The 13,149-nt window shown below is 72.3% G+C and carries 15 protein-coding genes and 2 pseudogenes; 10 read left to right on the top strand and 7 right to left on the bottom strand.

Going from position 1 to position 13,149, the window contains the following annotated elements:
• Window positions 1–97: 97 nt before the first annotated feature.
• Genes LRS14_RS20345 through LRS14_RS20335 form a run of 3 tightly spaced genes read left to right on the top strand, consistent with a single transcriptional unit; the run spans window position 98 to window position 3,199 of the window.
• On the top strand, window positions 98–844 hold the full coding sequence (locus LRS14_RS20345) for a PEP-CTERM/exosortase system-associated acyltransferase (RefSeq protein WP_257800846.1): 747 nt from the start codon (window positions 98–100) through the stop codon (window positions 842–844).
• A complete protein-coding gene (locus LRS14_RS20340) occupies window positions 841–2,241 on the top strand; it encodes a hypothetical protein (protein ID WP_257800845.1) in 1,401 nt (466 codons plus the stop codon). Before LRS14_RS20345 ends, LRS14_RS20340 begins: the two co-directional genes overlap by 4 nt.
• Before the next feature lie 52 nt (window positions 2,242–2,293).
• Entirely contained in the window at window positions 2,294–3,199 is a 906-nt protein-coding gene (locus LRS14_RS20335; RefSeq protein WP_257800844.1) for a PEP-CTERM sorting domain-containing protein, read from the top strand.
• Here the strand turns inward: LRS14_RS20335 and LRS14_RS20330 are convergent.
• The gene (locus tag LRS14_RS20330; protein WP_046114383.1) at window positions 3,183–4,085 is read right to left on the bottom strand and encodes a LysR family transcriptional regulator; all 903 of its coding nucleotides are present in this window, start codon (window positions 4,083–4,085) and stop codon (window positions 3,183–3,185) included. The genes LRS14_RS20335 and LRS14_RS20330 overlap by 17 nt on opposite strands.
• Before the next feature lie 99 nt (window positions 4,086–4,184).
• On the opposite strand from LRS14_RS20330, the gene LRS14_RS20325 reads away from it, so the two are divergent.
• From LRS14_RS20325 to LRS14_RS20310, 4 genes and pseudogenes are all read left to right on the top strand, one after another.
• Window positions 4,185–4,913, top strand: coding sequence for a TauD/TfdA family dioxygenase (locus LRS14_RS20325; protein ID WP_257800843.1), 729 nt, complete (start codon window positions 4,185–4,187; stop codon window positions 4,911–4,913).
• Entirely contained in the window at window positions 4,901–5,299 is a 399-nt protein-coding gene (locus tag LRS14_RS20320) for a TauD/TfdA family dioxygenase (protein ID WP_257800842.1), read from the top strand. The genes LRS14_RS20325 and LRS14_RS20320 overlap by 13 nt, the downstream gene beginning before the upstream one ends.
• 25 nt (window positions 5,300–5,324) lie before the next feature.
• On the top strand, window positions 5,325–6,278 hold the full coding sequence (locus LRS14_RS20315; RefSeq protein ID WP_046114385.1) for a tripartite tricarboxylate transporter substrate-binding protein: 954 nt from the start codon (window positions 5,325–5,327) through the stop codon (window positions 6,276–6,278).
• Window positions 6,275–7,145, top strand: a pseudogene (locus LRS14_RS20310) (oxaloacetate decarboxylase). Before LRS14_RS20315 ends, LRS14_RS20310 begins: the two are co-directional and overlap by 4 nt.
• 22 nt (window positions 7,146–7,167) lie before the next feature.
• On the opposite strand, the gene LRS14_RS20305 reads toward LRS14_RS20310, so the two are convergent.
• The 6 genes and pseudogenes from LRS14_RS20305 to LRS14_RS20280 form a co-directional block, all read right to left on the bottom strand.
• Window positions 7,168–8,019 carry a MipA/OmpV family protein gene (locus LRS14_RS20305; protein WP_257800841.1) on the bottom strand — a complete coding sequence of 284 codons (852 nt, stop codon included), beginning with the start codon at window positions 8,017–8,019 and terminating at the stop codon, window positions 7,168–7,170.
• 339 nt (window positions 8,020–8,358) lie between these two features.
• A complete protein-coding gene (locus tag LRS14_RS20300; protein ID WP_046114388.1) occupies window positions 8,359–8,589 on the bottom strand; it encodes a hypothetical protein in 231 nt (76 codons plus the stop codon).
• A gap of 64 nt (window positions 8,590–8,653) precedes the next feature.
• Entirely contained in the window at window positions 8,654–9,457 is an 804-nt protein-coding gene (gene otnI / locus LRS14_RS20295; protein ID WP_257800840.1) for a 2-oxo-tetronate isomerase, read from the bottom strand.
• 24 nt (window positions 9,458–9,481) lie between these two features.
• Window positions 9,482–9,628 (bottom strand): annotated as a pseudogene (locus LRS14_RS20290) (aldolase); the annotation flags it as partial.
• Window positions 9,629–9,634: 6 nt separating this feature from the next.
• On the bottom strand, window positions 9,635–9,766 hold the full coding sequence (locus LRS14_RS20285; protein ID WP_257800839.1) for a hypothetical protein: 132 nt from the start codon (window positions 9,764–9,766) through the stop codon (window positions 9,635–9,637).
• Between the two features lie 230 nt (window positions 9,767–9,996).
• Window positions 9,997–10,581, bottom strand: coding sequence for an NAD(P)H-dependent oxidoreductase (locus LRS14_RS20280; RefSeq protein WP_257800838.1), 585 nt, complete (start codon window positions 10,579–10,581; stop codon window positions 9,997–9,999).
• A 178-nt stretch (window positions 10,582–10,759) separates the two neighbouring features.
• Here LRS14_RS20280 and LRS14_RS20275 point away from each other — a divergent pair, with 178 nt between their 5' ends.
• The 3 genes from LRS14_RS20275 (at window position 10,760) to LRS14_RS20265 (ending at window position 13,009) form a co-directional block, all read left to right on the top strand.
• The gene (locus LRS14_RS20275; protein ID WP_046114391.1) at window positions 10,760–11,284 is read left to right on the top strand and encodes a glycine zipper domain-containing protein; all 525 of its coding nucleotides are present in this window, start codon (window positions 10,760–10,762) and stop codon (window positions 11,282–11,284) included.
• A gap of 187 nt (window positions 11,285–11,471) precedes the next feature.
• Window positions 11,472–12,542, top strand: a complete 1,071-nt coding sequence (locus tag LRS14_RS20270) for a DUF72 domain-containing protein (protein ID WP_083440722.1) — start codon at window positions 11,472–11,474, stop codon at window positions 12,540–12,542.
• The gene (locus LRS14_RS20265; protein ID WP_046114392.1) at window positions 12,539–13,009 is read left to right on the top strand and encodes a DUF2127 domain-containing protein; all 471 of its coding nucleotides are present in this window, start codon (window positions 12,539–12,541) and stop codon (window positions 13,007–13,009) included. Before LRS14_RS20270 ends, LRS14_RS20265 begins: the two co-directional genes overlap by 4 nt.
• Window positions 13,010–13,149 lie beyond the last annotated feature (140 nt).

The following is a 13,149-nucleotide window of genomic DNA, read 5'->3' as shown; positions in this document are numbered from 1 at the left end:
CCTGCTGATGCCGGCGCCCGAGGGCGCCGGTTTCAACGCTGCTTCAACGGCGGGTTCCTAGATTGGTGGCGTGTCCATCCGCCGCCCATCGACCGCCATGAGCACCGACTTCGCGCCCTGTTTCCGCAGCCGCTGCTGGCGTGCGGGCCGCCACGGCAGCCTGGCGGCGGGCGAGCAGGCCGTGCCCGACCTGCAGCCACTGCACCGGCTGCGCTTCGACGTGTACTGCAGCGAGTGCGGCTACCTCGACGCCGCCGACCACCCGCAGGGCTGCGAGCACGATGCGCACGACGCGGATGCCGCGCACTTCGGCGCCTGCAACCTCCAGGGCGAGCTGGTCGGTCTGGCGCGGCTCGTGTTCTCCGGCTCGCAGGACGAGCCCTATCCGTTCGAGCAGCATGGCGCCGCGCTGCATCGCGGCGTGCGGCTGCTGCGGGGCGGCCAGGCCGCCGAGGTCAGCCGCCTGATGGTGCGCCGCGACTACCGCCGACGCCGCGGCGACACGCTGGCCGGCGTGACCGACGAGCGCAGCGCTGGCCCGATGCCGCATGAGCGTCGCCAGGGCTCCGCGCAGATCGTGCTGAGCCTGTACCGCCAGATGTTCCAGTACAGCCGCCGGGCCGGCATCCACACCTGGTATGCGGCGATGGAGGGCTTCCTGCCGCTGTCGCTGGAGCGGTTCGGCTTCAGCTTCGAGTGCATCGGCAGCGAGCGCGACTACTACGGCCCGGTCGCGACCTACCGGCAGGACCTGCATGAACTGGAGCAGACCTTGCCGCTGCGCAATCCGGCGCTGATGCACTGGCTGCTGCTGCCCGATGCGGCGCGGGAGGCCGCGCCATGATCGGCCCCTGGCTGCGCAGGCAGCAACGGCGAGCGCTGCTGCGCCGCGCCGGTGCGGTGGGCGTGGAGCAGGCGCTGCGGCTGTCGCTGCAGCGCGCGCAGGGCATTGCAGAGCGCGCGCGCCAGCGCAGCCCGGCCTACCGGCGGCTGCTGCTGGAACACGGCATCAGCCTGGTGGCGCCGCTGCCGCCGCTGGCCGCACTGCCGGTGCTGGACAAGGACTGCAGCTTCGCCCGCCATCCGCTGGAGGAGCTGGCCGGCGGCCTGCGCACGCAGGACATCGGGCAGGCGCTCACCAGCTCTGGCCGGGGCGGCGCGGTGTTCGGCTTCAAGCTGAGCACCCGCGGCGAGATGCGCAGCGCCCGCGCCGCCGTCGACCTGGGCCTGCAGCAGATGTTCCGCGCCGACGAGCGCAGCACCCTGGTGGTGAACTGCCTGCCGATGGGCGTCACCTTCGACGCCGAATCGGCCACCGTGGCCAATGTCAGCGTGCGCGAGGACATGGCCTGCGCCCTGATGCAGCAGCTGGGCCCGAGCTACCAGCAGGTGGTGGTGTGCACCGACCCGCTCTTCGTGCGCCGGCTGCTGGCGCATGCCGAGCAGATCGATCTCGACTGGCCGCGCCTGCGCGCCAGCATGGTGCTGGGCGAGGAGATGCTGGTGGAACCGCAGCGCCGCTTCATCGCCGATGCGTTGCGCATCACGCCGGGTGACGGCCGCCTGGTCGTCTCGTCCATGGGCATCGGCGAACTCGGCCTGCACCTGTTCTTCGAGGATGCGGCCTGCATCGCGGTGCGGCAGGCGCTGCAGGCGGGCGCCCGCTGGCCGGGGCTGCAGGACCTGGAGGACGCCGATGGCCTGCCCAGCCTGTTCTGCTTCGATGCCCAGCGCTGCCATGTGGAGACGGTGGCCACCGATGCCCGGGGCGATGGCGAGCTGGTGGTCACGCTGCTGGACCCGCGCACGCCGCTGCTGCTGCCGCGTTATGCCACCGGCGACCTGGCGCGCCTGGTGCCGCCGGCCTGTGCCGCCGCCGCCTGCCAGTCGCTGGGGCTGCCGCCACCGGTGCTGCCCTGGCTGCTGGTGCATGGCCGGCGGCGCGACCGCGCGGCCGGGCGGCCTTCGGTCGAGCGCATCAAGGAATGTCTGTATGCCGATGCCGCTGTGGCGCGCCGCCTCACAGGCGCCTTCCGCCTGCAGGCCGAGGGCCAGCTGCTGGTGCAGGCCGCCGACGCCTGCAGCGACGCCGAGCTGGCGACGCTGGAAGACAGCTTGTCTAGACAACTGGCCGGCCTGCGGCAGGGCAGCGCGGCCTTGCAGCTGGTGCTGCGGCGGCCGCACGACTGCGGCTTCGGGCCGCCTCTGGACCACGAGAGGAAGTTTGCGTACGTGGAGTGACCCGCGCCATGGGGGCGGGGTCGGATTGACGACGTGACAGGAGGACTTATACATGAAGAGCAGGCATTGGGCATTGGCCGCGGCGCTGGGCGCCGGCATGCTGGCCGGCAGCCCGCCGGCGCTGGCCGGGCCGCTGACGGCGGTGCACGGCGACATCAAGATGGAGCTGGGCAACCTGGACATGGGCTCCACCGCCTATGGCGACACGCCCGGCCAGGTGTGCACCAGCGTGGCCGGCTGCGACGCCGCGCTGCCCCCGGGCGGCAGCGCAGCCGGCGCCGTGGGCAGCGAGGACACCTGGGGCGTGTTCAGCGTCTCGCGCATCCTGCGCGGTTCCACCACGCTGTGGACCCAGGGCGAAGGCGGCGACTACCTCACCGCGATGTTCTACGGCCTATCGGACCACGACGTGATGGTGGCCGCCGACCCCTTCGATGCCAGCCGTCGCCTGACCCGCACCTTCGCGGTGGGCGGACGCATGGACATCTACCGCGGCACGGCCGACACCTACGCCGCCGCGGCCGGCCTGGGCGTGGCCGGGCGCACCGGCGTCGACCAGTACACCGGCATCACCGGCGGCGTGCTGTGGCTGGCGCTGGCCTTCGACCTGGGCGTGGACGCCACCGCGCTGGGGCAGAGCTCCACCTACCTCAACACCTTCACCAACACCAACTTCGCCGGTCAGGGGCAGGGCGTGCTGAGCGTGGTGGGCGGCGAGGCGCAGGCGCTGTTCGACACCAACACCATCGCCAACGGGGTGGGCGGCCTGTCGGACTTCCGGGTGTCCAACACCTTCCAGTCCGATCCCGCGGTGCCGGCCTGGACGGTGGTGAGCACCTCCGACCTCATCGGCCACACGGTGCCCGAGCCGGGCTCGCTCGCGCTGGTGGGTGCCAGCCTGGCCGCGCTGGGCGTGGCCGCGCGGCGGCGCAGGCCGGCCGTCAACCCAGCGCCGTGACCGCCCGCCGGCGCAGCGGGGACGACAGCGTCTCCGCCATCGCGCCCTGCAGGGCCAGCAGCCGGCGGTCGTCGGCGTCGGCCTTGCGCATCACCAGCGAGATCTGCAGCGCCGGCGCGCCGCGGCCCAGCCGCAGCAGCCGCACCGGGTAGGCCATGGTGATGCCGGGGTCGGACAGCTGCACGATGGACACGCCCAGCCCTGCGCTCACCATCGCCACGATGGCCGGCACGTTGTCCAACTCGATCGAGGGATGCTTGTCGCGCAGGTGCGCGGTGGCGTAGCGCACCGCCATCGCGCCGGTCACCGTGCCGCGGTCGTAGCGGATCCAGTCGTACTGGCGGAAGAGGGCGGCGATGGACGGCTCCGCCGCATTGGGCGGCGCGATGGCCACCAGCTCGCGGCGTTCCAGCGCATGCCAGCGCAGGCCGGCCAGGCCGCCTTTTTCCGGTTGCGCCACCACCGCCGCGTCCAGGCTGCCGGCCTTGACCGCTTCGGTCAGGCCGGCGCTGCGTCCGCGCAGCGGGCGCAGGTCCAGCCTGGGATAACGCTCACGCAGGATCTTCATCGTGCCGGGCAGCAGCACCGGCTGCATCGATTCGATGATGCCCAGACGCACCGTGCCTTCCACCGCCACCGACACCTGGCGGCGCAGCACCGCCAGCCGCTGCAGGCCCTCCTGCATGCTGGCGGCCACCTCGCGCGCGGCCGGCGTGGGCCGCACCTGTAGGCCCGAGCGGTCGAACAGCGTCTGGCCCAGGTAACGCTCGAGCTGCTTCATCTGCATGCTCACCGCGCTGGGCGTGAGGTTCATCTCCATCGCGGCGGCGGCAAAGGAGCCGCCGCGCAGCACCGCATCCAGCGTGGCGAAGGCGGCGATCTTCATCAGCATTCCTTATGTGGTTGACGAATTTTCGTCGCTTTTTCTTGATCTAGCGCAAGCCTAGACTCGTCCGTCATGCAAGCACTGCCACAGGAACACACGATGACCGAGCTGCCCACCGCCGCTGCCTGGCGCGCCGACCAGGCTGCCGCCGACACCGGCTGGACCCAGCGCCTGAGCGCCGAGGAAGCCGAAGGCTTCGATGCCGCACTGCGCCATGCGCGCACCGCCGACAAGCCCTGGCTCGCGATGGCGCCGCAGGACTTTCCGCTGCCGGCGGCCTCCCGCGCGGCACTGCAGCGCGCGGCCGCCACCACGCAGGGCCGCTGGGGCATGTGCCTGCTCAAGGGCCTGCCGGTGGACCGCTGGAACGAGCACGAGGCCCGGCTGGCCTGCTGGGGCATCGGCCTGCACATGGGCGTGGCCCGCACGCAGAACCGCGCCAGCGACTTCATCGCCGACGTGCGCAACGAAGGCGGCAGCTACAAGGGCACCAACGGCCGCGGCTACAACACCAATGCCGGGCTCGACTTCCATTGCGATTCGGCCGACGTGGTGGCGCTGCTGTGCCGGCGCGCGGCCAAGCGCGGCGGCGAGAGCAAGGTGGTGAGCTCGATGGCCGTGGTGGAGGAGCTGGGCCGCCGCCGCCCCGACCTGCTGGCGGTGCTGCAGGGCCCGTGGTTCCACAGCTACCAGGGTGCGCAGCATCCGGACGCACCGCCTTACTACATGTGCCCGCTGGTCGGCAGTGCGCAGGGCCACTTCGCGATGCGCACCAACCGCAAGAACGTGATGGCCGCGCAGCGCGACTTCCCGAGGTGCCGCGCCTGACGCCGCAGCAGGTCGAGGTGCTGGACCTGCTGGACGTGCTGATGCAGGACCCGGCGCTGTGCTTCTCGATGTGGCTGGAGCCGGGCGACCTGCAACTGCTGAACAACTACCTCACGCTGCATTCGCGCACCGACTTCGAGGACCATGACGAGCCCGACCTGAAGCGCCACCTGTTCCGCCTGTGGCTGGCGCTGCCGCAATCGCAGCCGCTTCCGCCCGACTGGGCCGAGTACTTCGGCGACGTGCGCGCGGGCGCGGTGCGCGGCGGCCTGTACGGCAGCGGCATGACGCGCGAGTTCCTCGACTTCGAGCAACGCCAGGCCGCGGCGATGGAGATGCCCTGCAGGGTGCGCCCGCTGGTACGGCCGGTCTCGGTTGCCGCCTGACCACGAGAACGAACGGAGACACACGATGCAACGACGCCACTTCCTCGCTGCGGCCGGCGCCGCCTGCTGGGCCTCGGGCCGCGCCTTCGCCGCCGACCCGACCACCCGGCTGTACGTGGGCGCCACGCCCGGAGGTGGCACCGACCTGGTGGCCCGCGCCCTCGCCACCGAGCTGGGGCCGCGGCTGCAGCGCCAGTTCATCGTGGACAACCGGCCCGGCGCCGCCGGCAACATCGCCGCCGGCGCGGTGGCCAAGGCGGAGCCCGACCTGGGCAGCCTGCTGGTCTGCTACACCAGCCATGCGATCAATGCCTCGCTGTTCCCCAAGCTGCCGTTCGATCCGCTGAAGGACTTCACCGCCCTGAGCCTGATCGCCCGCTCGCCACTGCTGCTGGTCACGCGGCCCGACTTCCCGGCCGCCAGCCTGCGCGAGCTGCTGTCCTCCTCCAAGAGCCGGCAGAACCAGCTCAGCATCGGCGTGGCCGGCGTCGGCAGCGCCAACCACCTGGCTGGCGAGATGCTGAAGACCCAGGCCGGCATCAGCGCGGTGTCGGTGCCCTACAAGGGCGCCGGGCCGGCCCTGACCGACGCGATGAGCGGCCAGGTGGACCTGGTGTTCAGCAACGTGGCCTCGGCGCAGGAACTGGTCAAGGGCGGCAAGCTCAAGGTGCTGGCCGTGAGCACCGCGCAGCGCGTGGCCGCCTATCCGAATGCGGCGCCGGTGGCCGAGCTGTTTCCCGGCTTCGACTACGGTTCCTGGTACGGCCTGCTGGGCCCGGCCGGCATCAAGCCTGCCGATGCGCAGCGCGTGGCCGCCGCAGCCCGCGCCGCCGCCACCGGCGAGGTGATGCGCAAGCACCTGATGGGCGAGGGCCTGGAGCCGGTGGGCAGCAGCGCCGCCGAGTTCGGCGCCTTCCTGCAGGAGGAGGTGGAGCGCTGGCGCAAGGTGGTGCAGCTCACCGGGGCCAAGGTGGAATGAGCGCGCCGACGATGCTGCAGCAGCGGCTGGCGCAGCCGCGGGCGCTGCTGGCCCCGGGCGTCTACGACCCGCTGACCGCGCTGCTGGCCGAGCAGGCCGGCTTCGAGGCGGTGTACCTCTCGGGCGGCGCGGTGGCCTACAGCCTGCTGGGCCGCAGCGACGTGGGCCTCACCACCGCCACCGAGACCGCCGACGTGCTGGCCCGCATCACCGACCGCATCCAGCGGCCGGTGATCGTGGACGGCGACACCGGCTACGGCAATGCCATCAACACCCAGCGCACCGTGCGGCTGCTGGAGCGCGCCGGCGCCGCCATGATCCAGCTGGAGGACCAGACCTTCCCCAAGCGCTGCGGGCACCTGGCGGGCAAGGCCGTGGTGCCGGTGCAGGAGATGTGCGGCAAGCTGCGCGCGGCGCTCGATGCGCGCCGCTCAGCCGGCACGCTGATCCTGGCGCGCACCGACGCGGCGGGTGTGGAAGGCCTGGAAGCCGCGCTGGACCGCGCCGAGGCCTATGCCGACTGCGGCGTGGACGCGCTGTTCGTCGAGGCCCTGCGCACACCCGAGGACATGGATGCCGCCTGCGCGCGCCTGGCGCACCGCCTGCCGCTGCTGGCCAACATGGTCGAAGGCGGCCAGACGCCGATCCTCGGCGCCGAAGAACTCGGCCGCCGCGGCTTTCGCATCGTCATCTTCCCCGGCGGCACCGCCCGCTTCGTGGTGCGCCAGCTGCAGGACTACTACGCCAGCCTGCGCGAGCACCGGCAGCACCGCGCCGATGCGCGGCCGGATGCTGGACTTCGACGGGCTGAACCAGGTGATCGGCACGCCGGCGCTGCTGGCGGCGGCCAAGGCTTACGAGGGCTGAGCGGCGGCCCGATTCGCCGTGCTCAGTCGAACGCCCGCGCGTCCGACCGCATCCAGGTGTAGGCCACGCCCAGGCCTACCGTGCCGCCGGTGGTGCGGCGCACCAGCGGGCTGTCGCGGTTGGCGGCGCCGCTGACGCTGTCGAGCCGCGCGAAGCCGAACAGCCGCCAGTCGCGCCAGGCGGGGCTGGACACGGTGGTCTGCAGCCGCCAGGCCACCAGACCCGCCGAGGCCTCGTAGGCCGGGCGGTCGCTGGTGGCATAGGCCGGCGCCACGCCGTACAGCGTGCGCGCCAGGCGGCGGTCGCCGATCAGCAGGCCGGCCGAGGCGCCCCAGTTCCAGCCGTTGGCCAGCCGGCGCTCGAAGTCGATCTCCGGCTCCAGCGACCAGCCGCGGTGCGCCAGGTCGTCGCTCAGGTCGAACACGCCGCGCAGCGGCAGGTCCAGCCGCCAGCGCCCGCCCATCGCCTCGCCCAGCTTCCACTTGATGCGCGGGCCGAACTCGACCAGCGTGCCCAGGTCGGGCATGCCGCGGCGGGCGTCGATGTCGTCGGAACTGGAGCCGAAGGCGCCGGCGAAGCCGATGTCGAACTCCAGCCGGTCGGTCTTGATGGCCCGCAGCCCGGCCGTCTGCCGGTCCGCGCGCAGGTACTTGCCGCGGTAGATCACGTAGGGCAGGGCCAGCGCGCGGTTGACCTGTTCGTCCGAGCCCGGGTAGGCCTGCTGCGAGACACCGAAGGCCACGCCGCCGATCTCCCACAGCGGCAGGCTGGCGCCGTTGTCCTGGGCCTGGGCGGCGGTGCTGGCAAGAAGGGCGGCCAGCAAGGCGGCCAGCCGGCCGGCCGGCCGGCGGGGAGGAGCGAGGTCAGGGCGCAAGACGGTGTCCTTGAGGGATGGTACAGCCACCAGTATCACCGTGCCGGCACCGGCACCGGCTCAGCGGCGCGGGCGCCGGCGTGCCGGTGAACATTTCGTCGCCGGTAAAGCTCACCGCGGTGACGAAGGCGGCGGTGTCGATCGGGTCCAGGCCGGCCTCCAGCTCGGTGCCGGTCACAGCCGTGGCCCGACACCCGGAAGTCGGCGTCATCCCCGGTGTACTCGGTGGAGGAGGCGGACAGGTGGACGGTGCTGACCTGGCCACGGTTATCCGGCCCCAAACCTGCCGGGCCCGTGGACGCCCGCCGGCCGCGCGGCGTCGGGAGAGCGCTACAGCCGTCAGCCCGCACCCGTGGGATTGCCGCTGCCCTTGTCCCGATCCACGTCCGGATCCATCGTCTCGGTGGAACTGGGGCCGGTGCCGTCGGGCTCGATGCTGACCACCTTGTCGTCCAGCGCGTCTTCCTTGAAGTTGCGCGGCTCGTCCTGGTGGGCTTTGCGCTGGGCATCCAGCAGGTTCTCGCGCTGCTGGTCGGGCGGCACCGGGGTGGTGTGGGCGCTGTCGGTCATCGCTGTCTCCTGGTTGTGGAGTGCAGCGCGGCAATCAGCGCGCCTGCCGGCAGGCGCGCCGCCCCTACTTGCGCAGGTAGGGCGCCAGCCAGCCCAGGCCCTGCGAGGTGCCGCCTTGCACCGCGCCGCGCTGCGGCCGGTATTCGCAGCCGATCCAGCCGTCGTAGCCGAGGTCGTCCAGCAGCTTGAACAGGTAAGGGTGGTGGATCTCGCCGATGTCGGGCTCATGCCGCTCCGGCACGCCGGCGATCTGCAGGTGACCCACCTGGCCGGTGGGCAGATAGCGACGGATCTTCGTCGCCAGGTCGCCTTCGGTGATCTGCGCGTGATAGAGGTCCATCTGCACCTTCACGTTGGGCGCGCCGATCTCGTCGACCAGCGCATGGGCGTCGTCCTGCCGGTTGAGGAAGAAGCCGGGCATGTCGCGCTCGTTGATCGGCTCGATCAGGATGTTCACGCCCACCTTGCCCGCCTCGGCCGCGGCATGCCGCAGGTTGGCCACATAGGTGGGCCGCAGCTGCGCGCGGGTTCGGCCCTGCGGCAGCAGGCCGGCCATCACATGCACCCGCGGGCACTGCAGCGCCTGCGCATAGGCCAGTGCCTTGGCCAGGCCTGCGGCGAACTCCGCCTCGCGGCCGGGCAGGCAGGCGATGCCGCGCTCGCCCGCCTCCCAATCGCCGGGCGGGGCGTTGAACAGCACCTGCTGCAGGCCGGCGGCCTGGAGCTTCGCGGCCACTTCGTCGGCGGCGAACGCGTAGGGGAACAGGTACTCGACGGCGGTGAAGCCGTCCTGCGCGGCGGCGTCGAAGCGGTCGAGGAAGGCATGCTCGTTGTAGAGCATCGAGAGGTTGGCGGCGAAGCGGGGCATGCGGTGTCCTTCAAGGGGGCGCGTTCACCAGCTCGCGTTGAACTGGCGGCGCAATTCGTCGATCTGCGCGTCGGCCAGCGGCGCGGGCCGGGCCATCGACCACAGGCGGGCAGTTTCCTCCAGCTCCTGCAGCACCGCCATCGCGGCGGCGGGGCTGTCATGCCATAGGTTGGAAGCTCAGACGCCCGGGCGGCGCGCGGCCAGCGGGCGGGTGGGCAGGTGCTCCATCAGCACCTCGGCCAGGCGGCCGCCGTCGTGCTGCCAGAAGCCGGGGTCGGCCAGCTCGATGCGGGCGGCGGCATTGCGCATGTGCTGCGCGGCGGTCTCGCGGGCGCCGGCGGTGTCGCCGCGCTCGATGGCCTGCCAGGCCGCGCGACTTCAGGCGCGACACCGCCTTCCGCACGGCCAGCCCGGCACCGCGCTTCATTTCAGCGAAGGACACCAAGGCGAGGCCCATGGGTTGGCAACGAGGAAGAAGGTACCGAAAGCGCCGACGACTCCAAGGCCAGCGGCGCCCCCGGGGGGCGTGGCGACCCAGCTCAGCTGGCTGCGGCGCCCAGCCGGCGCAGCCGCGCCAGCAGCCGGCTGCGCTGGGCCGGCGTGAGCGCCTCCACGCGGCCGACCAGCGTCTCGTCGATCGGCGCGATGCCGACGAAGCCGAGGATGTTGCGCTCCAGCGCCTTCAGGCTGTGCGCGCGGAAGTACCAGCGGTACACCAGGGCCGGCATGCCCATGGTGACCACCAGCCGCGCCGAGCGCCCGCTCAGCAGCTTCTGCGGCTGGGCATGGCCGTGGATCGGCCCGATGGCGAAGCCGGGCCGCGCCACCTGCTCCAGGAAGCCCTTGAGCAGCGCCGGCATGCCGCCCAGCCACAGCGGGAAGAAGATCACCAGGTGCTGCGCCCAGGCGATGTCCGCCTGCGCCGGCAGCAGCGCCGGCGGCACCGGGCCGCTGTCCCACTCGGCCTTGCGGCGCAGCAGCGGGAAGTCCAGCGTGGCCAGCGTCAGCCGGCGCACTTCGTGGCCTGCATCGGCCGCACCGTCGGCATAGGCGTCCGCCAGTGCATGGCCGAAGTGCGGCGCCGGATCGGGATGGCCTTGCAGCAGGAGGATGCGTCTGCCCATGCCGCCATGCTGCGGCCGCCGGCCCGGGCTGCGTTTGCGTTCGCTCAAACAGGCGCGTAGGCCGCGTCCGATGGCGCGGCGGGGCGGTGGCCGGGCCGCGGGCGGGCCGGCGGCGCATGGGCAGGCTGAGTGGCCCGGCCTAAGGTGCAGGTTCGACCAACGCCAACAGGAGTCCGCCATGAACCGCACGACCGATCCCAGCGACCGCGACGCCAACCGCGACCCGATCACCGGCGCCCCCGGCAGCCACCCGGTGGGCACCGGCGTGGGCGCGATGGTGGGCGGTGCGGCCGCCGGCGCGGCCACCGGCACCATCGCCGGGCCGGTGGGCACCCTGGTGGGCGCCGCCGTCGGTGCCGTGGTGGGCGGCCTGGCCGGCAAGGCGGTGGCCGAGCAGATCGACCCCACCGCCGAGGAAGCCTACTGGCGCGACAACTACAGCAGCCGCCCCTATGTGCCGCCCGGCTCCAGCTTCGACGACTACGGCCCCGCCTATGGGTTGGGGGTTGCGGCCTTCAACAGCTACCCGGGCCGCAGCTTCGACGAGGTGGAGCCCGAGCTGTCGCGCGACTGGGGCCAGCGCCGCGGCAGCTCCCGCCTGGAATGGGCACATGCCCAGGGCGCCAGCCGCGACGCCTGGCAGCGGGCGAGCGACCGCATGGAGCGTGCCCTGCCAGGCGACGCCGACGGCGACGGCCGCTGACGCGTTGCAGGCCGCGCAGCGCGCGTCCACCGCCTGCCTCATCCGGCAGCAACGGGCGGCCAGCCCCGGTGCGGCGCCGCTTTGGCCACGCCACCCACCGCTTGTCCACCGAGTTGTCCACAACATCTGTGGACAAGCACATGCGCGCGGTGGCGCGTACGCTTGAAGCCGGAAGGAGATACGCCGCATGCAGCCCACGCCGCCCGCTGACCGTCCCACCGCTTCCATCACGCTGACCGACCTGCCGGAGCCGGTGGTGGTGCCCGGCACGCCGGCCCAGGCGCCGCAGGCCGCGCCCGAGGTGGCGCCCGAGCCGCTGCCCGAGCCCCGGCTGCAGCCGCTGCTGCCGGCCGGCGCCCACCGCATCCTGGTAGGCACCGCCAGCTGGACCGATCCCACGCTGATCAAGTGCGGCCGCTTCTACCCCAAGGGCTGCAATTCGGCCGAGGCGCGCCTGCGGCACTACGCCAGCCGCTTCCCGCTGGTGGAGGTCAACAGCAGCTACTACGGCCTGCCTTCGGCGACCAACGCGCAGCTGTGGGCCGAGCGCACGCCGGCCGACTTCGTGTTCAACGTCAAGGCTTTCCGGCTCTTCACCGGCCACCAGACGCCGGTGGATGCGCTGCCGATGGTGGTGCGTGCCGCGCTGGGCGCCTTCACCCGCAAGAACGTCTACTACGCCGACCTGGCGCCCGAGCTGCGCGAGCTGATGTGGCAGAGCTTCCTGGAGGCGCTGCAGCCGCTGCGGGCGGCCGGCAAGCTGGGGGCGCTGCACTTCCAGTTCCCGCCGTGGTTCGTGCAGTCGGCGCAGGCGCGGGAGCACCTGGACGAGGTGCGCGCCCGCCTGACCGATCACCTGGTGGCGGTGGAATTCCGCCACCAGAGCTGGTTCCTGCCGACCCAGGCCGCTGCCACGCTGGAGTTCGAGAAGGAGCGGGCGCTGGTCAACGTGGTGCTGGACGAGCCGCAGGGCTTCGCCAACAGCGTGGGCGCGCACTGGGAGGTGACCAATCCGCACCTGGCGGTGGTGCGGCTGCATGGCCGCAATGCCGAGACCTGGAACATCAAGGATGCCGCCTCGGCCAGCGAGCGCTTCAACTACGACTATCCCGATGCGGAGCTGGAAGAGCTGGCGGTGCACATCCGCAAGCTGGCCGAGCGGGTGCTCGCCACCCACGTGGTGTTCAACAACAACATGGAAGACCAGGGCCAGCGCAATGCCGCACGGCTGATGCAGATCCTGGGGCTCACCCGTTGAAGGCCCGCGGCGCGCTGCGCACGGTGGCCGGCTTCGAGGCGCTGAAGGGTGCCGTCGCGCTGGCCGCCGGCCTGGGCCTGCTGGGGCTGCTGCACCACGACCTGCACCGGCTGGCGCTGTCGCTCATCGGCCATGTGGGCCTGAGCCCCGGCGCGCACTATCCCGCGCTGCTGCTGGGCGAGCTGGACCGCCTGCAGCACACGCCCACCCAGTGGCTGCTGCTGGCGGTGGCCGGCTACGTGGCCCTGCGCTGGGCGGAGGCCTGGGCGCTGTGGCACGGCGCGGCCTGGGGCGAATGGCTGGGCGCGGTGTCGGGCGCGCTGTACCTGCCGCTGGAGCTGCGCCACCTGCTGCACCGGCCCGGCATGGCGGGCGCGGCAGTGGTGGTGCTGAACCTGCTGCTGGTGCTGTGGCTGGCCGGACGCTGCTGGCAGCGCGCCCGACGGCAGCGGTCATTGACCGGCTGACGCCCGGGAACGCGTACGCCCGCCGGGCCCGGCGTTCGGAAGTTCGAAGAAACGCCCGTCGCCCGTCATCGCCGGCCGGCGAAAAACCCCGCCCGATCAAGCACTTGGCGCTGAAGGCGTGAAAGCTCCGCATCTGGCAC

The sequence above is a fragment of the Aquincola sp. J276 genome, from assembly GCF_024700035.1.
In the GTDB taxonomy this organism is placed as follows: domain Bacteria; phylum Pseudomonadota; class Gammaproteobacteria; order Burkholderiales; family Burkholderiaceae_C; genus Aquincola; species Aquincola tertiaricarbonis.
The sequence above is the reverse complement of the archived record's forward strand: the minus strand, read 5'-3'. Positions and strand labels throughout refer to the sequence as shown.